The sequence below is a fragment of the Shewanella submarina genome (assembly GCF_042646185.1).
Classification (GTDB): Bacteria; Pseudomonadota; Gammaproteobacteria; order Enterobacterales; family Shewanellaceae; genus Shewanella; species Shewanella corallii.
Window position 1 is genome coordinate 527,362 of the sequence record NZ_JBHRTD010000006.1, and the last position, 22,343, is coordinate 549,704.

Consider the following 22,343-nt stretch of genomic DNA (forward strand, 5'->3'; position numbering starts at 1 on the left):
TGCGTATCGATATTTAGTGTGACGATCTTGCGACCGTTTTAATTCAGAACTTGTATTCCACCGATGCACCAATCTGACGACCCGGAGTGAAGGCCGTGATTGTGCCGCTAACAACTCCCAGTAACGGTTGATCAGCCGGAATGAATGTGGCGTTGGTAATGGTATATTCGTCCAGCAAGTTTTCTGCAAAGACACTGAAGCGCCACTCCTGCCATTCAAGACTGGTGTTTATATTCAGGTATTGAACGCTATTGGCATTTAACTCCTCTCTTCTATCCAGGAAAAAATCGCCCTGATATCGATAATCTATTCGGCTGCTCCAAACCCAGTCACTGATATCACGGGTATACTGTAGGCCCAGGTTGAATGTATTTTTTGGCGTTACTGGTGCTGAAAATCCTTCGTAGATTCCGCCCGAGATTTCTGAGTCCGTGTATCCATAGGACAGAGTAGACAATAAGTCTTCGGTCAGTAGTAACTTACCTTCCAACTCGAGTCCTTTGATTTTTGTGGCATCAATGTTCTCAACTGCTCGAAACGGCGCTTCAGGTACAATCGTCGAGAACTGCTGTTCAGAGTAATCGATATAGAAAATAGCACCATTGAGCTGCAAGCGATTCTCCCACCACATCGACTTGCCGCCGATTTCATAGTTGTTTGTGGTTTCTGCTTTGGTAACGCTACCCGTGTTATAAAAACCGGGACGGAAGCCCGCAGCATAGGTGGCATAGAGCATAGTATCATCAGTGATATCCCAGGAGATTGACGCTTTGGGTTGGAACTCACTGTCCGAACTGCTTAGCTGGGATATAGGATTACCCTTGGTATCCAGATAAGGTACGGCTTCGGTCAGGGGGCGATATGTACTGAAATCAACTTTGTCGTAACGGGCCGCCAATGTAAGCTCAACATTGTCCGTGATGTCATAGTTTAGCTGGGCAAAAGCCGCTTTGATGGTATCTTGTTTGGTATCCGTTTGTTGAAAAATTGAGGCACCTATTTCACCGGGAGTAGGCTCAAGACGGATGCTTAATTTATTGAAACTATCCCTTTTTTGATAATACATTCCGCCCAGCCAACGAAGCGCACTATCGCTATTTGAGGTGACGCGAAGCTCATGGCTGGTGACATCAAAATTATCTGCTAAATCCTGAAGGAAAATATTGGCTTCACTCCAGTCCAAATCACCAATCAGGTCCTGTTCGGCATCTTGATAGGCGCTTATCCAGGTGAGGGTAAAATCATCAAAGCTATAATCAAGTTTTAATGACGCATCTTTGAACTCTTGATTTTCTTTACCAATAAAGCTCCTTTTGGGGGATGTGGAGAATGAATTAATATCTGAACCGATTGGCACCAGATCCTGCATGACTGCCCCTTGCTCATATTTGGCATAGCCAAGGCGCAGGTCAGCCTCCAGATTTTCTCCGAGATATTGCCAGCGGGTTTTTACCCTGCGGGTGTCATTAAAGTCCATATCACGGCCGTCGGCCGAGTTGATCAGACCGTCTGAGTCTCGAATACCCACGGAGATCAGACCATAAACATCTTCGCTGACGCCTCCGCTTAGGTAACCATTGGCACTGATATCGTTACCTTCTGCATACTGAACCTTAAACTTGCCAGACAAGTCTTGTGTCGGTTGTTTGGTGATGACATTGATGGCACCGGCCATAGCACCAGCTCCATAAAGCGCTCCCTGAGGACCGCGCAGAACTTCAATGCGTTGTATCTCCCCCATATCCTGATTGATAAAGTCTGCTGCTCCCACCTGTACGCCGTCTACCACGTAGGTGACGGGAGGCAAGCCTTGTTGGGTCCCGGTAATTCCTCGCATGGTGATATAGGATGCGCCAGCTCGGAAAGTCTTACGAAACATGATATTAGGCGTCAGGTTGACGAAGTCACTGACATTTTCAATGCGGGCAGACTCGATATCAGCTTCACTGAAAGCTGTGACTGCGTCCGGCACATCCTGCAGGGTTTCAACCCGCTTACGAGCTGTGACTTCAATAACTTCAATGCCCTGAGTATCGGCGCCATCTTCGGCAGCCAAAGTCTGCCCGACAGGAGTCACAGCGCCGAGCGCCAGCAGTATGGGATAGTGTTGGTTTTTCATAGTATCTCTCATTCTAGTTGGTCTGTGGTGCGTTCATGGGGTTGATACCCGGTATTCAGCCCAAAACAGCGGGGGCCAAAAACGGCGAGAGCTTCAGGTGTGCGCATCAAAGGCGGAATATTGGTGGCGATAACACTGACTCTCTGGCCATATCTGAGGGTTTCCGCCGTGATGGGCTCGGCGGTGTCCTTGTCCACCACGGCGATGATGTCAGGCACTGTGGCGACATATCCCCCGTCATTGGTGGCGCTGAGAAATTCGTTTTGGAAACTGAGATCTATGGCGCTGTAGCCGGTTTGAGATTCAACCCGGCAGGTGCCGAAGGAGAAGCCATCCCGGGTGACCCTCTCGACATCGACCACCTTGCCCTCTTGCAGCAGTCGCGCGGGGGAGTAGTAGTGGGTACTGTTCAGCGCATCCAGCAGGCTTTGCACCGGGTTATCACTCTGTCTGCCAAGGCGTATAGCCCGGCCCAGTTCCAGTGCCAGCGTCATAGTGCCCGTGACTGCCCAGCGTTTAAGTTGTTTGCCACTGAGTGGATAACAGGAGATCATGGCGCTCAGACCCATTTCACCTATGACAGAGCGGGCAAACTTTTCAGTTTTGGGGGCATCGGTGGCTCGAATCACTATCTCATTGCCATGTTCATCCACCATGACTGTGGGGAATACATCACAGCCATAGACATTAAAGGTGACCATCTCCAGACAGGGAAACGCCCGGCCCATACCGTCGCAATCCACCAAAGGCAGGCCTGTGCGGGCTGCGGCAACCAATGGCAGACATGAGTTCACGCCCCCAATCTCAATAGGCATCAGGGCATCTACTTTTTTGCCAAGGTGCCTGGCCATGGCCTCCAGCAGATGATCCAAATCGTCACCTGAGCAGGCTTTCTCCATCAGCACTGTTGGTGCGCCAATCATGGCCACTGAGATGATGCAGGCGTCGTCATCCAGAGCCTCGGCCTGAATGACTGTCGGTGCGCCATATGCGTCTATTGCCTGCTCGGCCAGCAGCCTGCCGATGTAGGGATCGCCACCGCCGCCAGCGCCCAATAACGCCGCGCCACGGGCGTAGTCCTGTAGATCCTGTTTGGTATTTATCATTGCAAATCTCCCTCAAACAATTGGCCGGTGGCACGAATACGAATACGGGTAGCCTGACCTTCGACATAGCTCAGGGGGATCTCCTGAATATCAAGAACAGAGACTGTGTGTGGCAGGGCTCCGGCAGCAACTGCTGCATCGATAGCGCCCTGTTTGGCTTGCTCCAGGGCGGATTCTCTGCTCTGGGTTTCGTAGTGGAATATTCGGTCGAGCTCGCCACTGACCTGACCTATGCTGGCACCAATGGCATTGGCTACTTCGGCATGGGGAGGGCGGATAACTTCGCTGATCCCATCAGGTGTTTGCTGCACTAAAAAGTGGCCGCCGCCGACCAGGATCAGAGGCAAAGGTGCGCGGCTGGTTTTGATTTCATCTATCCCACGGGCGATAAGTTGTTGGATGGTTTTACCCAGTAACTGGATTTCTGTGCCAGATAACCCGGTGAGAGCGGGTTGAGCACCCGGGATGTCGCATAAGCGGCTGCTCAGCGCCCAATCAGTGGCGGTAAGCTGAGCTCCACCAAAGGATTTGGCATCCTGCAGTAATCGGTATCCCACTGAGTCGGGACCCACTTTGCCGTCGGGCAAGCTGCAAATACTGCCACCTCCGAGGCCGACAGCTATGATGTCCGGCATACGGAAGTTGGTACGTACTCCGCCTATATCCACGGGCAAACTGGACTCTCTGGGAAAGCCCTGCTGCAACATGCCAACATCTGTGGTGGTTCCGCCTATATCGGCGACGACCGCATGCTCGTAGCCGCTGAGGAAGGCGGCTCCCCGCATGGAGTTGGTGGGGCCGGATGCAAAGGTAAGCACAGGGAAGCGTCTGACCTGAGCCGCGCTCAGCAGGGTGCCGTCATTCTGGGTGATGTATAAAGGTGCGTTGATCCCAAGTACCGCCAGAGAGGATTCAAAGGCATCTATCACCCGGGTCGCCAGGTTGGCGAGACAGGCGTTCATTATGGTGGAGTTTTCCCGCTCAATAATGCCGACCTTACCTATCTCGTGAGACAGACTAACCGCCAACTCGGGGAACTGCTGCTTGAGTCGCTTTTTTGCTCTGAGTTCAAACTCATTATTGATGGGAGAGAAGACTGAGCTGATGGCAACGGCTTGCAGTTGATGGGTTTTGATGGCCTCGATCACCTCTTCCAGAGAGGCCTCGTCAAAGTCGCTATTAACCTGGCCGTCGAAATGATGCCCTCCAGGCAACATAAACACATGCTGATTAAAGCTGTTTCTCATGACATCGGGCCAACCTGTCAGTGGTGGCAGGGCTTTGGCGGCAGGAGTCCCCAGCCTGACAATGGCGACATCATTGAGCTCCTGTCCCCTGACAAAGGCGTTGGTAAACTGAGTTGTGCCTATCATGCAGTAGTTGATATCTGAGGCTTTAAGCCCGGAGTCAAACAGGACACGGGTAACCGCATTTTGAATACCCTGATGAATATTCCTGCTGGTGGCCTGTTTGGTGGTGGCCAGCACCTGCTGGCCCTGGATCAGTACCGCGTCCGTATTGGTGCCTCCTACATCGACACCCAGCCGGATCCCCTGGTTTGTCATACTTCCTCCTGTCGCTAATCACGGGTTCAAAGCTGCCCGGATATTTCTGGTATGGGTTCTAACCTAGCGGCATATGTGAATCGGTTTTCACTAAAAAAGAGTGGTTTTTTGGTTAAAAAGAGTGGGTCATTTTGTTGAGGAAAGGGGAGGGGACGGAGTAGGTACTGGGGCGAATGCCGGAGTTTACAGAGCTTGAAATCACGCCTGATGGCTTGGTTTCGTAATTGGCAATGTTCTGAATTATCTGAAAATTAAGAGCTTGATGGGAAAGTGTGCAAACTTGGGTTAATCCTTGCCCGGCAGTGAGTTATGCTGGTCGGCTAAATCTTCATCAATACTGAAGATCTTCCGGTTTTAACTGGTAGAACCCACGATGTTTTTATGACTTCATCGAAAATGCCATGGTGAAATTGACATAAATTCAGCGAGGGCTAGGTATTGTTGTGGTTTGCTTATTTTTGGGCCGGTTGGAGTGATGTTTCACAGATCCCGTGAAATATAGTGTGGTACTTTAACCTCAGCAAAAAAGCGGCACTGTTAAGCCGCCATAAAAAGTGAGAATAAAGACGTGAGCAAGCAGAGCATATTCAAGAACATTGGGGTACAGGTGGTGATCGCCATGATCATCGGTGCCTTCGCCGGTTTCGCCATGGGTGAGCAGGCTTCGATTTTTGCCCCTCTGGGGACCATCTTTATCAGCCTGGTAAAAATGCTGGTTATCCCACTGGTACTGGTGTCTATCGTAGCCGGTGCAGCCAGTCTGGGTAACAGCCCTGCCGCCGGTAAGATAGGTATGGGAACCTTTGGCTTCTTCCTCGCTACTTCAGGTCTGGCGGTGGCACTGGCCCTGATTATGGGCACTGTATTCAAGCCTGGCGCGGGTGTGGATTTCACCGGTCACGGTGACAACCTGATGACGGTGACTGCTGAGCAGGGCAAGGTGCCGGGTGTGATTGATACCCTGATCGGCATGATCCCGACCAATGTGTTTGAATCTCTGACCGGCGGTAACATACTGCAGATTCTGGTATTCAGCATTTTCTTTGGTATTGCTCTGACCAAGGTTAAAGGTGATGGTGCCAAGCCTATCATCAGCGGTCTGAACACTGTGGTTGATGCCTTCGTATGGATGATTAACTGTGTAATGGTTATCGCGCCTATTGGTGTGTTCGGTCTGATGGCTGACTCTGTGGGCACCTTCGGCTTCCAGGCGCTGGAAGTGGTTATCAAGCTGTTCCTGGTGTTTGTGGTTGCCATCCTGATCTACGGCTTTATCTTCTTCCCACTGATTGTGCGTACCTTTTCCAAGGTGTCTGCCCGCCAGTTTATCTCTGCAATGAAGAAGCCACAGGTGATGGCACTGTCTACCGCATCTTCCATGGCGACTCTGCCGGTGAACATGGAAACCTGTGAGGAAGAGCTGGGTGTTTCCAAGGCTACCTCTGCATTCGTTCTGCCGCTGGGTGCCACCATCAACATGAGTGGTAACGCGATCTACTACGGTCTGGTGGCTATGTTCTTCGCCCAGATGTACAACGTTGACCTGACCATGATGGCTTATGTGGCAATTATCTTTACCTCTACCCTGGGCGCCATTGGTCAGGCCGGTGTACCTGGTCCATCCTTCCTGGTGGTTGCGGTACTGCTGGCTGCGGGTATCCCGATTGACGGTCTGCCACTGCTGTTTGCTCTGGACCGTGTATTCGACATGATTCGTACTTCTCTGAACATCACTGGTGACGCGGCCTGTGCCATCATCATGGATAAATTTAGCCCGGAAAACCAAAACAAATAAAATCAGGGCAATGGGCGGTTGAGATAAGGTGAGCTTATCTGCCGACCGTCCATAAAAAACGGCAGCCATGGATGGTTGCCGTTTTTTTATGGTTTAACCGAAAAGGTTAGCCGTAGTGACTGCCGTTATCATAGTAGTCTGATGGATTAAGCTTGGTGAAAATCACCGCAACATCCTGCTCAGGCTTGCCCATGGCGTCACGTACAATCTGAGTCACACGCCTGGCAATCTCATCCTGCACTTGCTGACCACGGTCAAAGTAGAGTACTTCAACAAATGGGTAGGCGGCAGTGGCTTCACCTTCAAAGAAAAACGCCGCTGGAATGTGCTCAATGGTGAAATGAGGACGTGGGCTTTGCATCAGTTCTTCAAGTGCATCAACCAAAGGCTTTGACAGGCGTTGAACAGCTTCGGCCTCAATGGCACGGAAACGGAAGTGTGGCATAGGTAATCTCCCAATTATCTTAACGCCAGCATTTTAAGTAAGCCGAAGCTGAACAACAAAGGTTAATTACTAAATGGCTGGCGCCACATGTAGCATTTGACTGTTAGGCAGAGCTGTTTCCAGGACTTCTGATTCTATAATTGACACCCAGGTTCCAGATAAATGGCCTTCCGGGATGTTAGACCATACCCGGTTGCCACCGCGTTTTTGAGGTTTGGCTGGCACAAACTTTTCTTTGGTGTCTACATTGGCAAAGTCATGGGCAAACATGGCAAAGATCTCAACCACCCCCTCACGGAAGTAGTTTCTCAGATTGACGGCATCATCTTTTAGCCACAACGCAGCCTGGCGCATTTGATATTCCTGGTCAGGCAGCGGCTTTTCCAAAGCGGCGAGTTTCTTGGCTCGTTTATTTTTTTCTTTGATGCGGTTGTAATCATCTTTGGGCAGCGGTTTGTATTTGGCTTCTAATTCTGCTTTTAATGCTGCTATTTCCTCTGCAGAGCGAAATCGGTTTGCAGCCTCTATCGGAGATGATTGATAGATAAAGCGGTTTTTGTACAAAATTTCAGGGCGCATCTTACTGTCTTCAGGCATCTTGAAAAGTTGAGCTTCCAGCTCCACATGCAAGCGTCGTTTGGATACTGTCAGGCTATATTGTGGCGATAACAGCAGTCCAATTTCTCCTTTGGGTACACCTGACCCTCTTAACCCTTTCGATGGTTCCTCAAGCCAAATTTTGACCGGGCGTGTTTGTAGATCCGGGAAGTGGGTAATAAGCAGTTGGTATTGGCCTTCGTAGGCGTTTTCCAAAGCCTTTGGCCCCAGACTGGAGCGGAGCTTTTCGACGGTATCTTCCGCTTTGCTGGCGCTGTATGCATTCATACCTGCATTGACCAGGCCGCCAATCAATCCGCCAATGGCACCTGCACCGACGACCTGTACATTCTGCTGTACATATTGTGCATCCAGATGCCGATCAGTGAGATTGGCGATGACTGTGGTTTCTTGAAGATAGTTGGTATTAAGTTGTCGGGCATCTTCTCTGTAGGTCGATGCGCAGCCACTGGTGAGCAATAAGGATAACATCATAATAGTCGCACGCATTTTTTAAGTCCTTTTGGTTATTGCGAGGTCTAAATGCTGATGATTTTATATCGAATATGTAATTGTGGCGATATGTTATCTGTATGGAAATTATATATTTACATTAAATAGCTTGCGTCCTTAGCAAGCTATTTATGATTTAAGCTGAACAACAAAGGTTAATTACTTCAAGTTTGCCACCAGACTCTTGATCTTGTCATCCCACTCTCCGGCTTTCACTGTGGCAGTCTCCATATCGAAATTGTCGTAGAAGCTGGGCAGGGATAGCTGACCTTTCAAATCGCCACCGAAATGAGGCATGGCACTGGCGGCTGTGGCCAACACATTGCGCGCACCGCCCGGGCCGGGAGAGGTTGCCAGCAACACCATAGGTTTGCCTTGAAATATGTTGCGATCCAATCTGGAGGTCCAGTCAAACAGATTCTTATAGGCCGCTGTGTATGAGCCATTATGTTCAGCAAAGGAGATCACTATGGCATCACCGCTGCCCAGTTTGGCGTAGAAGTCTTTGGCTAACTGGGGCTGCCCCAGCTCTTTTTCTTTGTCTTCGCTGAACAGTGGGATTTCATAATCATTGATATCCAGCATTTCTACTTCAGCTCCTGCAACCAGGTTGGCGGCGTAGGCGGCCAGCTGTTTGTTGATTGAGTGACGGCTGCTGGTGGCTCCAAAGGCGATAATTTTCATCTTCTGTCTCCCGAAAAATTGGACTGGCTGTGTGTGCCTCGATTGATTAACAGCATAATTGCTAACCGTCTGTGAATTAATAGCCTTATTGGATATGAATTATTTCCATATGACTTGTAATTGGTTTAGGGTTTAAAGGATTGCCGGTCGCGAACCAGTCAATAGAGGAAACAAATGGCAATAGACAGCAAACTTCTGGACGGTATGGTGCTTTTTGCCGAGGTGGTAAACGCAGGCAGCTTTACCCTGGCCGCTGAACGCAGTGGTCATTCAACCTCGTATATCAGCAAGGAGATCAGTGCACTGGAGTCCCGTCTCGGGGTGAGGTTGCTTCACAGAACGACGCGGTCTTTAACGCTGACCCCCGATGGGCAGGCATACTTCAATACCTGCGAGCAGATTATTCAGGATGCCAGCGATACCCGGGATCTGCTCCAGGGGCGGCAACAACAGGTAAGTGGCACCCTGAGGTTGTCTTGCCCAGTCACCTTCGGTCTGGCCTATTTAAGACCTTTGCTGCATGAGTTTATGCAGACCTATCCTGCCATTGAGCTGGAACTGGATCTGAATGACAGAAAAGTGGATCTGGTGGCGGAAGGAATCGATGTCGCGATTCGGGGAGCCGTTGGGCTGGCGGACTCCAGTCTGATTAGCCGTCCTTTGCTGAGCTCTCCCACTTTGACGCTGGCGTCGCCTGAGTACCTTGCCAAAGCCGGCAGACCCTCTCATCCCTCTGAGCTGGCCCGCCACAAAACCCTTTGTTACTCCTATTTGAAGGATCCCAGCCTGTGGCCTTTTATCGGTCCGGAGGGAGATGATATTCCGGTCCGGGTGACTCCCAGAATATTGACCAACAGTCCGCAGATGGAGTTGGCCATGTGTGTGGCAGGTGATGGCATTATGCGGATGCCGGCATTTAATCTGACTGATGAGCTGAGCAGCGGCAAACTGGAGAGCCTGTTGACGGATTTTCGTGCCCCCGAGGTTAAGCTGTTCCTGGTCTATCCGGGAAGAAAGCATCTGGCGTCCAGAGTGAGGTGCTTTATCGACTTTATGGCTGAGAAGATGCCTCAACGTCAGCTCACCGGGTGAGTTGACGATAAAGATTAAAGATTGCTAACCCAGAGGCATTCAAACTCAGGTTTGTGCCAGAATGGCGGCTTTTTCCGGTTGTGAGTAAATTCTATGGCGACAGCATTGATACAGCAGAGCAAGTTGTTGCGGTACATGGCATTGGCGTTTATGGCGATCCTGAGTGTGCCGCTGATTTGCTGGATGTTGGACCTTGAATTATTTCCGCTGCTGAACCTGTCATCCACGCCAGCACAGGTTTTATATGGGATTACCTGGACGGGCACTGTGCCCTGGGGCATAGGATTTATTCTGCTGGTGTTGATTGTGTGCTGGCGATTGCTGCCGATGCCGTTGTTTTTGCCTTTGCTGCTGGCGGTGAGCTTGAGTCAGACCGCAGGGGTGATTCTCAACCATGAGCTTAAGCACCACTTTAAGGAGGCAAGACCCAATATTCACTGGCTTGCTGAGCGGCAAGGTTTTGATGCCGACGCCTTCTATCTGCAGAGTAAGCAGGCCAAACTTAATCAAATCGACAGCGCCATGGCCAGTGAAGCCGACGCCCTAATGCTGGCAGATAATATTGCTGAACATTGGCGACACGAGCTGGGGTTCGCATTTCCATCCGGGCACACTCAATTTGCTGTCTCTTTTGGATTGATCCTCTGTTATTTTTTGTTCAGTGGTGGCCGTTATGGCTGGGCAACCCTGGTAACCCTTTGGGCTGCATCCATGGGAGTCAGTCGCATGTTACTGGGATTGCACTGGCCCAGAGACGTTGTGGCTTCAACCTTGATTGGGGCATTGCTGGCCGCATTGAGTATCCTGTTGGCGCTGGGGTTTTATCAGCTGATGCTGAAGCGGTTTAAAGCCCTGAGAAACTAACAGTTGGTGATAGTAATAAAAACAGCCGCTTGGCGGCTGTTTTGGTGTTATCAGGGGCGGGCTTTGTAACTGTGGCTGCCCTCTTTGGCGATACCTGAGCCTATCGCTATCCAGTGACCATCGGCCTGTTTCTGCTTTTCTTCCCAGGTGTACCACTGTTTACCTTCACGATCCTTGTACCACTCTTCACGCAGCGAACGTACCAGTTCGTCGGATTGACGGGGGGCAACGCTGGACGCCTTGGAATGCACCAGCACTGAGCTGGCAGGCAGGATATGGGCATAACCCTGACTCAGTTTCTTGGACGAGTCTGAGCTCCCGGCGACTGCGCCACTGCTGATGGCCAGTGTGCATACTATTGCTGCTATGGTTTTGATTCTCATGGTGACTTCCTCTGTGACTCATTTCCAGATACCGGCAGCTTTTCAATCACATGGTGAAAAACTAACCATGATTTAAACATGCAATTTCCTTGAAATTAATGCAAGTACCAAGGGGCTGTTGACCTTTCATGGTTGAATTTTGCTCGAGATAGACGCGCTTTAATTGCGACGCAAGGTGTGCAGCCTAGGGGCCTAAGCAAATACCTTGCAACAAAGAGTAAAGCGCGTATAGCCGAGCCCTTCGGGCAGCGTTTGTCGTCGCTTTCTACTGCATTAACGCTCATTTATGTAGAACAACTACACTTCAATCGCGTTGCTTTGTATTAAACAACGACAAAGCGCTGCAAAAACCATCTTCAAAGGTCAACAGCCCCTCTAGGGACTGGTGAAACAAAAAAGCCGCCCATTGGGCGGCTTTGGGTTATGACTCAAGATGGGGTTGTTTGGCTTTTCCTGACAACCAGCGGCATTTCTCTCCAAACTGGTACAGGCTCAGACCACTCAATACCAATCCAGCCCCAATTAACAGGTTGGCGGTAATGGACTCACCGTTTAGCAGGGCACCCAGCATCATGGCGAACGCAGGTGTTATCAGTGTAACCAGAGTCACAGTGCTGGCTCTCAGGTGCTGCAGAATATAGAAGTATGCGACTGAGGCCACCAGTGAACCAATAATCCCCAGATAGATGATGGCGTACAGGGATTTTGCCTGCCAGGTCTCCACCGGCAATGTGCCATCAAAAACCACCCATGCCAGGGCAAACAGAGGCGTGGACATGCTCAGGGTACCAACTGTACTCGCCAGTGGATGAATGCTGACATTGACGGTTTTAACCAACACGGCGCTCAGGCTGAACAGGGACACTGCCCCCAGGATTAACCCAATACCCACCCAGGCATTGTCGCCCGTGCCCAAACGGTCAAAACACACTACCCCCAGCCCGATAAACGCCACTGCGAAAGCGAGCAGCCTTACCTTGCTGAATGCAGGCTCTCCCAGAATCTTTTGCGCCAGTAATCCGGATATGATGGGAGCCAGTCCAAAGATAAGGGAGATGGTGCCAGAGCCAATATAGCGAGCGGCAAAATAGCTCAGCAGCATACCGCCCACCATGCCTATGGTAGAGAAGGCATAGAGCTTCAACGCCTGAGAGTTCATCGGCAGTCGGATGCGGGTACAGAGGATGATCACAAATCCCAGCGTAAGAGCAATCAGCATACGCAGCAGCACCGCCATGGTGGGATGGACGGACTCACTGCTCCAGACTATGCCCAGCGGTGTGGTAGACCAGATGATAACCCCCAGGATAAAGGCGAAGGGCACCATTGTCGGGATCTGTGCATCTTGAGATTTTGGCATCAGGACTCCTTGCTATTGAATGACGATTGAACAACAGGCAGCAAGGGCGGGGACTCCGGCCGCTTGCTGCGACCGGAAGAGACGAACTATTTCATTTGGGGAAACAGACACCAACCGGCCGACAACGAAAGGGACCAACGGCAGACACCGTTTGTCATCTTAGCGTTATTGGTTGAGGGGTTGAGTCGTTTCATGATTTCCATTAATTCGGGTCAATGCTTGAGCGGTTAATAGTTGACCTTATCCAGGCCTGTGTCAACCGAAACCACTGCATTAATTTCTGGGCGATTGTATCTGCTTGTTGCGACATTTTTATGAACGGAGATTAATGCTTCGTGATCCACTTTTGATTTTCACAATTCACTTTTGTTGAGTGCGCAATTTATCGCCATGCCGGCCTGAATCTGAGCGCGAACCACTATAAGCTAACGCGCATATTCAGATAAGAACTATTCTCATTTTGTGGTAAAGGTGAACGATGAATCCGCTGCGTATTAGTGTGCTGGCCATGGCTGTAAGTGCTGCGTTTGTAGCTCAGGCCCAGGAGCAGGCAACCCAAAAAATCGATGAAGTGATCGTGATCTCCGGCTCCCGTATGGAGCAGAAGATTGAGCAGGTTGCGGGCTCAATTATGGTTATTGATGAAGAAGCCATTGGCCGTACCCTGAGCAATGACTTCGGCAGCCTTTTCCGCAATGAATCCGCTGTGTCCGTAAAAGGCGGTGCCGGTAAGCCAACGGCTGTAACCATTCGCGGTATAGGTGGTAACCGGGTGATGATGGTGAAGGACGGTGTTCGGGTAAATAACCAGTACGCTTCCCCACTGGGCCCGGGCGCTGAAGGCACAGGCCGTGGCCTCACCGAAGTGCAGAGTCTGAAGCAGGTTGAAGTGGTAAAAGCAGCAGCTTCTACCATGTATGGCTCGGATGCTCTGGGTGGCGTTGTAGTGATGCGTACCAAGGATGCTTCTGACTACCTGCTGGGTGACGACTACTATATGTCTATGAATGCAGGTTACGCCGGTATCAACAACGAGTACTCTGCCGGTTTCACCAGTGCAGCTGCCTACAATGGTTTTGAAAACCTGCTGACCTACCAGCACCGCAAAGGTGAAGAGCTGCCAAACTACTTTGACACCCAGCCAGATAGTGACCTTGTACAGGACAGTGTGCTGTTCAAAAGCAAGTACCACTTCAACGATTACACCTCAGTGCAGCTGACTCTGGACTATCTGGAGCAGACGCTGGAGCGCTGGGAGTATGAGTTTGATAAGAAAGGCGAACTGGACGAAGGCGTTGATACTGTTCGTGATACAGAAGTCATTAACGGTGCGCTGCAGCTGGTTTCCAGCAAGCCTACCTATATGCACGATACGCTGACCGTGACTGCTTATTTCGGGCACACTGAGCAGCTGGAGCACAGAGACATCTTTGATACCGGCAGCTCTTTCCGTCCGGTGGAGTACAGCCTGGGTGAAGTTCGTGATTACAGCTTTGAAGATCAGCGTATCGGTCTGAACTCAACCTTCAGCAAGTATGTGGGCGGCGATAACTATGGCCACCAGATAACCTATGGTCTGGACTATGAGTTCTCTACCATGTCCCGCCATCGTGAAGTTGAGAATGTTCGCAATGGCAAGGTAACCAACCCTTTCACCTTCGCAGACACCGACAGCCAGCGTTTTGGTATCTTTATGCAGGATGACGTGACTTTGATGGATGGTGATCTGAACCTGATCGCCGGTCTGCGTTACGACTATTTCAGCAATACACCAGATAAAGAACAAGCAAAGGCTGGTTTACAAGATCGATATGATGAAGCCAATTTTGAGCCTATGAATGATAGTTTTTGGTCACCTAAGCTGGGTCTGGTTTACCAGTTGTCCGACTCCGTTAGCGTGTACGGTCAGTACGCCTATGGCTATAAAATGCCAACCCCGGACCAGAAGTGGGGTGAACTGGAAGTTGATGCCGGTGGCATGACCAATGTGTTTATTGAAGCCAACTATGACCTTGAGTCTGAGCAGTCTCACACCTGGGAAATGGGCGTGCGTGGAAGCCATACCGACACTCAGTATGAATTGACCACCTTCTACACTTTGGCTGAAGACTTTATCGATTGGCAGTATGTGAGCTTCAAGCCGGGCATGCCAATGGAGTTCAAGTACCAGTACTACAACCGTGATGAAGTGAAACTATACGGTGCTGAAGCTCAGATTAACCACTGGTTGACCGATGAAGTTGAGTTGTGGGGTAACATCTCATATACCCATGGCACTGACGAAAATGGTGAGAACCTCAACAGTGTCAGCCCGCTGAAAGGTAATGTGGGTGTTAACTGGTATACAGATATCTCAGGTATGGAAGGTGAGTTCGGTGCAGTGGTGCGCTGGGCCGACCATATGAGCCGTACCTATGATATCAATCTGGCTGAAGACGATATCTGTATGATGGGTATCTGTATTCCGAAGGAAGACTTCAACGAAGTGTATAACACTGCCGGTTATGCTGCGATTGACCTGACCTTTGGTCTGCGTATCAGCGACAACTGGAACCTGCGTGCCGGTGTCTACAACATCTTTGATAAAGAGTATGTGGACTATGCCGATGTGGCTGGTCAGTCTGCCTTCCTGATGTCCTCCATGGGCGTAGACTATGAGGATTACACTCAGCCAGGCCGTTACGCCAATATCAGTGTGAACTACACCTTCTGATAGCTTCTTTTATGATAAAAACCCGCTGCGGCGGGTTTTTTGTTGTCCATTCGATATAACTGTCCGATTTTCTACCGATTTCCAAACATACTCTCCCACCTGAGTCAAAGGCTGGGCTCACGCTCACCCTTTAAATTTTCTTCACTGTGTCTTGGTTCACGAATTTTTGAGTCCTTCAATCATCTGTGAGTGGAACTCTGTATATTGAGGACGCCCGGACGGGTGCTGGCGTGCCACAGATCACGTTGGCGGATGATGAATTTTCACTTATTGCGTGAGAACAATATGGAATCGAAGAACAACAAAGCGGGCGCCGGTGTAAACCGACGTGGATTTCTGAAACTGTCTACCGGCGCTGCGCTGGTAGGTGCCGGCAGCAGCATTTTGCCGGGTGTAGCCCTGGCTGATGATTATCGCGAAGATGTCAGCGCTTTACGTCATCACAGTGACCACAAACTGTGGCGCAAGGTACGTAAAGAGTTTGTTCTGAGCAAGCGTGAAACCTACATGAACGTAGGCACTACAGGCTCTATTCCTGAGCGTGTGCTGGAAAACTATGAAGACAACAACGAGTACATCTCCAAGCACCCGTGGGGTACTCAGATTTCGACTCAGGCGCTGGCAGCCAGAGTCGCAGCCAGCTTCGGTGCTGATAACCATGAGTTGATCCTGAGCCGCAACACTACTGACGGTATGTGCAGCATCATTCATGGTTTGAACTTCGAACCGGGCGATGTGATCCTGACCACTAATCAGGAGCATGTTGGCGGCGCTATGCCAATGAAGATCGTTGCTCAGCGTTACGGTGTTGAGGTTGTTGAGTTGGAATTGCCAACCTACACAGGTTTCGAAACTGTGACTGCAGATGACTATGTGAAGTTGTTTGCTGACGCTGTGGCTTATTATGGCAGCAGTGTACGTCTGTTGTGCTTCTCCCACGTATCATACAAGACTGGTGTAACCTTGCCAGCCAAGCGCATCTGTAAAGAAGTTGCTATTCCTAACCGTATTCCAACTCTGATTGATGGTGCTCACACTCCGGGTATGTTCAATCTGAACTTCCACGACATGGACTGTGACTTTTACGCCGGTTCCGGTCACAAGTGGCAGTGTGGTCCAGGTTCTACCGGTATCCTGTACGTTCGTGACTGCGCCAAACGTCTGCGTGAGTTTTGGTCAGACCGTCCTCAGCCGTTGTTCTTTGTGAACTCTTCTTACCCTGCAGGTACAGATGTAGAAGATGCCTACAATGACCCTGTCGCTTTCCACAATCGCATGCAGTACGTTGGTCAGGATAACTACCCGGCTAAACTGGCACTGGTAGAATGTTGTGAGATGTGGGACGCCATTGGCCGTGACCGTATCGAGCAGCGTATTCTGGACTTGAGCGCCCTGTGTAAGCAGGAGCTGCAAAGCGCGTTTGACAGCGATGCGACTTACTATGCCCCTGATGTACGCGAATTGTCTTCAGGTCTGACTACCATCAACCCATTCTGGGATAAGACTGATGGTGTGATGCTGACAGAGTTCCGCGACCGTCTGCGTGAAGAGCATGGTTACATCATCCGTACCACCAACTTCAAACTGCACCCAGAAGATGCGGTAGATACCTATGCTCTGCGTATCTCTACCCACCTGTTCCACGATGAAGCAGATGTCATTGGTCTGGTGAAGGCGATGAAGCGCGTTTACCGTCAAATGGCGTAATTACCGCGATATCATTGAAAAGGCCCGCAGATGCGGGCCTTTTGCTTATTTGATGTTACCAATCAGGCGATTTGCAGTGTCTGGGATTGCAGCAGTTGCGTAAACTCCGCCGCGCTTAACGGACGACTGAACAGATACCCCTGACCATATTCACACCCCAGAAGATTGAGGTAGTCAGCTTGAGGCTGCTCTTCAATCCCTTCTGCCACCACTTTTAAATCCAGGGACTTGGCCATGGCCAACATGGCATTGACCAGACTGCGGTCGGCGACGTTATTTGTCATGCCCTGAATAAAGCTGCGGTCTATTTTCAGCTTGGAGAAAGAGAACCTCTGCAGGTAACTGAGGGCGGAGTAACCAGTACCAAAATCGTCGATGGACAGCTGCACCCCAACCGACTTGAGGTGGTTCAGGGTATTGATAAGACAGGTATCCTGTTCGATAAAGATACTCTCAGTCACCTCCATCTCCAACCTGTCAGGGGGCAGACCAACTTCAGCCAGTACCTGCAGAACCCTTTGCTGTAATTGCTCACACTGGCGGAACTGGACGCTGGAGAAGTTAATGGCAATGGCCAAAGGCGCAAGGGCTTGCCATTGCGCTGCCTGACGACACGCCTGTTGCAGCACTATGTCGCCCAGTCTGTGGATTAACCCATTCTTTTCAGCCAGTGGAATGAACTCTGCCGGTGAGATAAAGCCCAGCTCTCTGTCTGTCCAACGCATCAAGGCTTCAGCAGCCACGATTTGCCCGGTTTTAAGGTCGACAATAGGCTGGTAATGAACATCCAGTTCATCATTGGTAATCGCCTGATGCAGACGCACATTCAATGCCAGCTTACGCTGCAGATCCTGGTTCATATTGGCATCATAGAAGCTGTAGCCGTTGCGGCCTGTCTCTTTGGCACGATAGAGGGCGGCGTCTGACTTCTTCAGCAGGTTGGCCGGAGTATCGCCATCCTGAGGATACATCGCCATGCCAATACTGGTGGAGACAAAGAACTCCTGTCCATCGTGATTGAATGGCTCCTCAAACAGCGAGAGTATACCGTGAGCCAGTACCCGGGCGGCATCCTGCCCGGATAACTCGGGAATGATCAGCATAAACTCATCGCCGCCGAAGCGGGCCAGGGTATCAGTGTGGCGAATGGCCCTCTGCAGTCGCTCCGAGGTTTGGATAAGTAACCTGTCTCCGGCATGGTGGCCGACTGTGTCATTCACCTGCTTAAAGTTGTCCAGATCCAGAAACATCACCAGTACAGAGTTGCCACTGACATTGGCCTTATCTATGGCTCTTTGCAGCGCTGCCATACCGGCCTGACGATTGGCCAGCCCGGTCAGGTCGTCGTGGGCGGCGCGGAAGGCGAGTTCCATCTCCGACGCGCGTCGCTTATCGACCTCCTGACTCAGCAGCACGTTCTTTTCCGCCAGGCTCTTCTGTTGCTCAGCTGCCACAGCTATTTCAGTTTGCAGCACCAGGTTGGCGTTATACACGCGCATCAGGAAGACCAGACCGGCCAGCACAGGTACCGCCAGCAGTGAGATTGCCGCGATAAACCAGGTGGAGGTAAAAATGTCCTGATTGTTGACCGGTTCGTACCAGCTGATCAGTTTAAATGGCGTTCCTTTGACCAGTTTTTCCAGATAGATAAGTTGGGTGTTGGCGGAGATAGCTTGAGGGGGAGATACCAATACCGGTGTATCCGGGGTGAGTGTATTCCATACCTTGATGCCGCCCAGAGGCGTCAGCAATGACAGGCAACTCTTGCTGCTCTTGTGTTCCTGAATCGACAACTGGTAAATCAGCACATCATTATTGACCTCTGCGACCAGTACGGCCACGGGTTTGTTCTGATGATAGATGGTGTGCAGCAGATTAATGGATAAGCCAGACTCTGTTTTGCTGATTTCAATTTTTTGTCTGTGGTGTTCCATCTCTTTTAATGGTACGGCCGGGCCAGGCGGCATTAGTCCATCGCCGGTATCGATAATACTGGTGCCACCCAGGCCAATTACCCGCACCCGCTTATAGATGGGCAGGTTATCTATCTTACTGGAGTGCATATAGCCACCTATGGTTTGCTCCAGGTTAAACAGGCTGGAACCCAGGCCATATTTAACTGACATACCGGCGGCCAGGTTGGCAAAGTAGGTGGTGGTGGCTTGATTGGAAGCCAGGTTAGCCAGGTTTTGCTGGCTGACATCGAAGAAGAAGCTGAGATTGTCCGTATAGTTGCGGATTTTCAGCGACAGAGATTGCCGCTGAGATTCCTCAAGTTTGCTCTGTCCCAGGTTGGTGACTGTCAGGATCAGAGCCAGGTAGGCGGTGAGCAAGCCACCGGCTACGATAATGGCAGTCCGGCCATTAATACGCTTCAAAAGTTTCATGGATTACTCAGATAGGCCGTAGCGTGTAAAGTAGTCACGGTAATAGTGGAATACGCCTGGATAATATTTTTGCACCAGTCGATTAAAGGTGCCGTCGGCGCGGATTTTAGCCAGCCACTCATTAAAGGCTTTGCGCAGCTCCGGAGAGTCTTTACGAAAGCCGACTCCCATGAGCTGTTCAGGAGAGATAGGGCCGATCACTTTAATCTCGTTGGGCCATTTCTCAAGTGCGATCAGGGTATCAGCCACGTCCAGCAGTGTCGTCTCCGCTTCATCGTTGAGCATGGCCGGCACCATTTCATTCAACTGCAACTGCTTGGTGGGTAGAATCACGTTTGCCCCTGTGTCATACAGGCGGTACAAGTCCGGGTCGAGACAGGATTGCTTCATTGCCAGAACCTGCAGCCCAGGCAGTAACTGTCTGACGGCCTTGATATCTGTATCCAGACTGGCAGAAGGCGTAATGGGTTGCAGATGGGAATCTCGGCGGGCTATCAGCCAGACGGCAGAAGGGAAATAGTGATCAGAAAAGGCAATCAGCTCTTTGCGCCAGTCGAGAATCGTGACGCCGTGGGCCATAACATCACCCTCAATGGCCTGATTGGAGCCTATCATCACCTTGTGATCGATAAACTGACCATTGGTACCGGTCAACTTACCAAAGACATTATTCCAGGTGGCTGGAATAAACTCATATTGGACGCCAATAGACTTGGCGAAGAGCTGCATTAACTCGATATCCAGACCACTGTGAACAACCTTGTTGCCCTCAGTGTACTGAGTCACGAAATTGGCATAGGGAACGCCTATGTGTCGCAGGACGCCTTCTTCCTTGATATCTGCCAGATCCCGGGCAGCATAAGCAGTACTTGTTCCACTCAGAACCAGCACCATACATATCCATATGCTTGTTAGCAGTCCTCCAACCCCTGATTTAGCGATATATCTGGTCATGGGATAGCGGAGTACGAAACTGTAGCAGCAGTATACCCGCAGGCACTTCACACACAATCTGAGGTGGACCGTTTTTTAGCCAAACAGTTAGGAATATGCTGGTTAGGTCAATATTTGGGATCTGGCTTGTGTTTGCGAGGTAACAATCTTCCGACTCCACCGGCGGTATCTGGTTAAGCTGAGCATCGTTTTTGCGGCCACCACAGGAGCAAATATCTATTGCTCCTGCAGCATCATTTGGTCAGGGCTTACTCTGTTTTCGGCTGATACCTGTAATGTCCTGTGATGGGGTAGTTGAACAGCATATCTTCCAGTACCGGACCCCGGCCTATGTTGTGCACTGTCAGTGGGCGCGTGCCGCGCATATACAATGCGGGTTTCAACCCAGTTGACTCTGTCTTGAGTGACATCGAACCACTATGGTTTCGCCAGCTCGCAAGCCACAGGATGTGTCGAATGTCATTAACTCAGGAACGCTGGTCATTTTCTTGAAATGATTACTGGTCGAGCTTTTCGGGATAAGGATTGGGTTCTGGATTGACTGATATTGCAGTGCATTGTATACACTGCGCCCAGCTGGAAGCTGCTTGTAAGGTGCCGTTAATTGTTGTCTGTGAGTTCCCAGACGCCAGGTAACCTAAATGGATTTAATCTATTTAGTTCGTCACTCAAAGACGATGTTAATGTTCAGCATCTCCTTTGTGTCGAGCGGACGTAATTTACAGTGAGTCACTGAGAGCATTTAAATGAAATTCAAAAGTATTCTGGCCGCGATTGCCTTCCTTCCTCTGGCATCAGCTTACGCAGATGATTGCCCAACATTGCTTGAAAAGGTTGAGCGTGCTGAAGGCCAAGTTAGTTATGCCGAGGACGGGTACAACACTGCGCAACGAAGAGTAAGGGGAGCCCAGGTTTCCATTGACAGGTTTTCTGAAGCAATGGCGCGTGACAAAGAAGCTGGCGACACCAAAGCCTATAACCTGGCTGTAAGAAAATACAATGCTGCAGTTGATAATATGAAAATGCGACGCGCTGAATACCAGCAAAAGAGCAACGAGTATCAAGCGTCCATTGATAGATTCAATGAACTGGTCGACAAGTTCAACGCCAGGTGTGCAACCAATTGATGTTAAACCCTCCTTGTGAGGTTTTTTTTAGATGGTCTGCTTCACCTCCAGACCGTAAGGTTAGGAGGTTACAAACTAAAGAGGCGAACCATTATGAAGCGTAACATCATCGGTATAGATATAGGCAAATCTTCTTTCTACGTATGTTGTCACGATGCATGAGTGACGAACGGACGTAATTTCCTTAGTCACTGAGAACTTTCAAACAACAGCATTTGGTCAGGGCTTACTCTGTTTTCGGCAGATACCTGTAATGACCGGTAATGGGGTAGTCGAACAGCATATCCTCCAGTACCGGCCCCCGGCCTATGTTGTGCACTATCAATGGCCGCTTACCATCGTTGGAAAGCTTGTCGGTGACAATACCTATATGTGGCCCAGTCACCCTCCAGGTGACCAGATCTCCGGGGGAGTAATCCTCAGCCCGGTCACTGACAGCAAGTTTTTCCCCATGACGACTGAAAAAGGTCTGCAGGTTAGGTACCCGTCTGTGGTCTATGTTGGTGTCTGGGGCGTTTAATCCCCAAATACGCCTGGATGGATACAGATTAAAGTTGGCTTTCAGATCTTCATGTACCAACTGTTGTAGATCAATCCCCAGACTCCGGTAGCTGCGAATGACCACGTCGGTACATACTCCGATATCGGAAGGGACGTCGCCAAGAGGATAGGGGATTGTATGGTAAGCACCATCATAGGTCACATCATGGGTTGTACGTTCATGGGCGGCGGCAACCAGCTGCTCAGCGTTCACCGCGAGAGCCTGATTGCTGGCCAATCCTAATAAGGCAAACAGAGCCATAGTTATAAATGCATTGTGTTTTAATCTGCTCATACACTCTCGATAGGTTGGACGAGTCTACTAATAACCAATGTATAGCTTGTTGTTGCCTGATTGATATCGTGAAAAGGTATTGAATAGAGGGGTATCA

Annotated in this window: 18 protein-coding genes; 6 read left to right on the forward strand and 12 right to left on the reverse strand. The window is 50.3% G+C overall.

Annotated elements, in window-relative coordinates; all coding sequences use genetic code 11:
• Positions 1-43 precede the first annotated feature (43 nt).
• The 3 genes from ACFOE0_RS05310 to ACFOE0_RS05320 are packed head-to-tail and all read right to left on the reverse strand — an operon-like array spanning position 44 to position 4,790.
• Positions 44-2,119, reverse strand: coding sequence for a TonB-dependent receptor (locus tag ACFOE0_RS05310; protein WP_248935136.1), 2,076 nt, complete (start codon positions 2,117-2,119; stop codon positions 44-46).
• 8 nt (positions 2,120-2,127) lie between these two features.
• A complete protein-coding gene (locus ACFOE0_RS05315) occupies positions 2,128-3,225 on the reverse strand; it encodes a DUF917 domain-containing protein (protein WP_248935135.1) in 1,098 nt (365 codons plus the stop codon).
• Complete coding sequence (locus tag ACFOE0_RS05320) at positions 3,222-4,790, reverse strand: hydantoinase/oxoprolinase family protein (protein ID WP_248935134.1); 1,569 nt, start codon at positions 4,788-4,790, stop codon at positions 3,222-3,224. The genes ACFOE0_RS05315 and ACFOE0_RS05320 overlap by 4 nt, the downstream gene beginning before the upstream one ends.
• Before the next feature lie 568 nt (positions 4,791-5,358).
• On the opposite strand from ACFOE0_RS05320, the gene ACFOE0_RS05325 reads away from it, so the two are divergent.
• A complete protein-coding gene (locus ACFOE0_RS05325; protein WP_248935133.1) occupies positions 5,359-6,585 on the forward strand; it encodes a dicarboxylate/amino acid:cation symporter in 1,227 nt (408 codons plus the stop codon).
• Positions 6,586-6,691: 106 nt separating this feature from the next.
• Here ACFOE0_RS05325 and ACFOE0_RS05330 read toward each other — a convergent pair whose 3' ends face one another.
• The 3 genes from ACFOE0_RS05330 to ACFOE0_RS05340 form a co-directional block, all read right to left on the reverse strand.
• Complete coding sequence (locus tag ACFOE0_RS05330) at positions 6,692-7,030, reverse strand: DUF1904 domain-containing protein (RefSeq protein WP_248935132.1); 339 nt, start codon at positions 7,028-7,030, stop codon at positions 6,692-6,694.
• Between the two features lie 69 nt (positions 7,031-7,099).
• Entirely contained in the window at positions 7,100-8,107 is a 1,008-nt protein-coding gene (locus ACFOE0_RS05335) for a hypothetical protein (protein ID WP_248935131.1), read from the reverse strand.
• 192 nt (positions 8,108-8,299) lie between these two features.
• A complete protein-coding gene (locus ACFOE0_RS05340) occupies positions 8,300-8,824 on the reverse strand; it encodes an NADPH-dependent FMN reductase (protein ID WP_248935130.1) in 525 nt (174 codons plus the stop codon).
• A 174-nt stretch (positions 8,825-8,998) separates the two neighbouring features.
• Between ACFOE0_RS05340 and ACFOE0_RS05345 the strand changes: the two genes are divergently transcribed.
• Positions 8,999-9,916, forward strand: coding sequence for a LysR family transcriptional regulator (locus ACFOE0_RS05345; protein ID WP_248935129.1), 918 nt, complete (start codon positions 8,999-9,001; stop codon positions 9,914-9,916).
• A gap of 93 nt (positions 9,917-10,009) precedes the next feature.
• Positions 10,010-10,780: a phosphatase PAP2 family protein gene (locus tag ACFOE0_RS05350; protein ID WP_248935128.1), complete on the forward strand. Its 771-nt coding sequence runs from the start codon at positions 10,010-10,012 to the stop codon at positions 10,778-10,780.
• A gap of 50 nt (positions 10,781-10,830) precedes the next feature.
• On the opposite strand, the gene ACFOE0_RS05355 is transcribed toward ACFOE0_RS05350, so the two are convergent.
• Positions 10,831-11,163 (reverse strand): hypothetical protein, encoded by a 333-nt coding sequence (locus ACFOE0_RS05355; RefSeq protein WP_248935127.1) that lies wholly within the window; start codon positions 11,161-11,163, stop codon positions 10,831-10,833.
• Positions 11,164-11,584: 421 nt separating this feature from the next.
• The gene (locus ACFOE0_RS05360) at positions 11,585-12,523 is read right to left on the reverse strand and encodes a DMT family transporter (protein WP_248935126.1); all 939 of its coding nucleotides are present in this window, start codon (positions 12,521-12,523) and stop codon (positions 11,585-11,587) included.
• A 478-nt stretch (positions 12,524-13,001) separates the two neighbouring features.
• On the opposite strand from ACFOE0_RS05360, the gene ACFOE0_RS05365 reads away from it, so the two are divergent.
• Positions 13,002-15,236 (forward strand): TonB-dependent hemoglobin/transferrin/lactoferrin family receptor, encoded by a 2,235-nt coding sequence (locus ACFOE0_RS05365; protein ID WP_248935125.1) that lies wholly within the window; start codon positions 13,002-13,004, stop codon positions 15,234-15,236.
• A gap of 285 nt (positions 15,237-15,521) precedes the next feature.
• Complete coding sequence (locus ACFOE0_RS05370) at positions 15,522-16,943, forward strand: aminotransferase class V-fold PLP-dependent enzyme (RefSeq protein WP_248935124.1); 1,422 nt, start codon at positions 15,522-15,524, stop codon at positions 16,941-16,943.
• 62 nt (positions 16,944-17,005) lie between these two features.
• Here the strand turns inward: ACFOE0_RS05370 and ACFOE0_RS05375 are convergent, their stop codons facing one another.
• The 3 genes from ACFOE0_RS05375 to ACFOE0_RS05385 form a co-directional block, all read right to left on the reverse strand.
• On the reverse strand, positions 17,006-19,330 hold the full coding sequence (locus ACFOE0_RS05375; protein ID WP_248935123.1) for a putative bifunctional diguanylate cyclase/phosphodiesterase: 2,325 nt from the start codon (positions 19,328-19,330) through the stop codon (positions 17,006-17,008).
• A 3-nt stretch (positions 19,331-19,333) separates the two neighbouring features.
• Positions 19,334-20,224, reverse strand: coding sequence for a transporter substrate-binding domain-containing protein (locus ACFOE0_RS05380; protein ID WP_248935122.1), 891 nt, complete (start codon positions 20,222-20,224; stop codon positions 19,334-19,336).
• 308 nt (positions 20,225-20,532) lie between these two features.
• Positions 20,533-20,694, reverse strand: coding sequence for a DUF1287 domain-containing protein (locus tag ACFOE0_RS05385; protein WP_380711537.1), 162 nt, complete (start codon positions 20,692-20,694; stop codon positions 20,533-20,535).
• 336 nt (positions 20,695-21,030) lie between these two features.
• Here ACFOE0_RS05385 and ACFOE0_RS05390 point away from each other — a divergent pair, with 336 nt between their 5' ends.
• The gene (locus ACFOE0_RS05390) at positions 21,031-21,411 is read left to right on the forward strand and encodes a hypothetical protein (RefSeq protein ID WP_248935121.1); all 381 of its coding nucleotides are present in this window, start codon (positions 21,031-21,033) and stop codon (positions 21,409-21,411) included.
• Between the two features lie 226 nt (positions 21,412-21,637).
• Here ACFOE0_RS05390 and ACFOE0_RS05395 read toward each other — a convergent pair whose 3' ends face one another.
• A complete protein-coding gene (locus ACFOE0_RS05395; protein ID WP_248935536.1) occupies positions 21,638-22,213 on the reverse strand; it encodes a DUF1287 domain-containing protein in 576 nt (191 codons plus the stop codon).
• Between the last annotated feature and the right edge of the window lie 130 nt (positions 22,214-22,343).

Bases quoted from the DNA above. Each gene is read 5' to 3' on its own strand.
- ACFOE0_RS05310 (WP_248935136.1), bottom strand. From the start codon at position 2,119: ATGAAAAACCAACACTATCCCATACTGCTGGCGCTCGGCGCTGTGACT.
- ACFOE0_RS05315 (WP_248935135.1), bottom strand. From the start codon at position 3,225: ATGATAAATACCAAACAGGATCTACAGGACTACGCCCGTGGCGCGGCG.
- ACFOE0_RS05320 (WP_248935134.1), bottom strand. From the start codon at position 4,790: ATGACAAACCAGGGGATCCGGCTGGGTGTCGATGTAGGAGGCACCAAT.
- ACFOE0_RS05330 (WP_248935132.1), bottom strand. From the start codon at position 7,030: ATGCCACACTTCCGTTTCCGTGCCATTGAGGCCGAAGCTGTTCAACGC.
- ACFOE0_RS05340 (WP_248935130.1), bottom strand. From the start codon at position 8,824: ATGAAAATTATCGCCTTTGGAGCCACCAGCAGCCGTCACTCAATCAAC.
- ACFOE0_RS05345 (WP_248935129.1), top strand. From the start codon at position 8,999: ATGGCAATAGACAGCAAACTTCTGGACGGTATGGTGCTTTTTGCCGAG.
- ACFOE0_RS05350 (WP_248935128.1), top strand. From the start codon at position 10,010: ATGGCGACAGCATTGATACAGCAGAGCAAGTTGTTGCGGTACATGGCA.
- ACFOE0_RS05355 (WP_248935127.1), bottom strand. From the start codon at position 11,163: ATGAGAATCAAAACCATAGCAGCAATAGTATGCACACTGGCCATCAGC.
- ACFOE0_RS05360 (WP_248935126.1), bottom strand. From the start codon at position 12,523: ATGCCAAAATCTCAAGATGCACAGATCCCGACAATGGTGCCCTTCGCC.
- ACFOE0_RS05365 (WP_248935125.1), top strand. From the start codon at position 13,002: ATGAATCCGCTGCGTATTAGTGTGCTGGCCATGGCTGTAAGTGCTGCG.
- ACFOE0_RS05370 (WP_248935124.1), top strand. From the start codon at position 15,522: ATGGAATCGAAGAACAACAAAGCGGGCGCCGGTGTAAACCGACGTGGA.
- ACFOE0_RS05375 (WP_248935123.1), bottom strand. From the start codon at position 19,330: ATGAAACTTTTGAAGCGTATTAATGGCCGGACTGCCATTATCGTAGCC.
- ACFOE0_RS05380 (WP_248935122.1), bottom strand. From the start codon at position 20,224: ATGGTGCTGGTTCTGAGTGGAACAAGTACTGCTTATGCTGCCCGGGAT.
- ACFOE0_RS05385 (WP_380711537.1), bottom strand. From the start codon at position 20,694: ATGTCACTCAAGACAGAGTCAACTGGGTTGAAACCCGCATTGTATATG.
- ACFOE0_RS05390 (WP_248935121.1), top strand. From the start codon at position 21,031: ATGAAATTCAAAAGTATTCTGGCCGCGATTGCCTTCCTTCCTCTGGCA.
- ACFOE0_RS05395 (WP_248935536.1), bottom strand. From the start codon at position 22,213: ATGGCTCTGTTTGCCTTATTAGGATTGGCCAGCAATCAGGCTCTCGCG.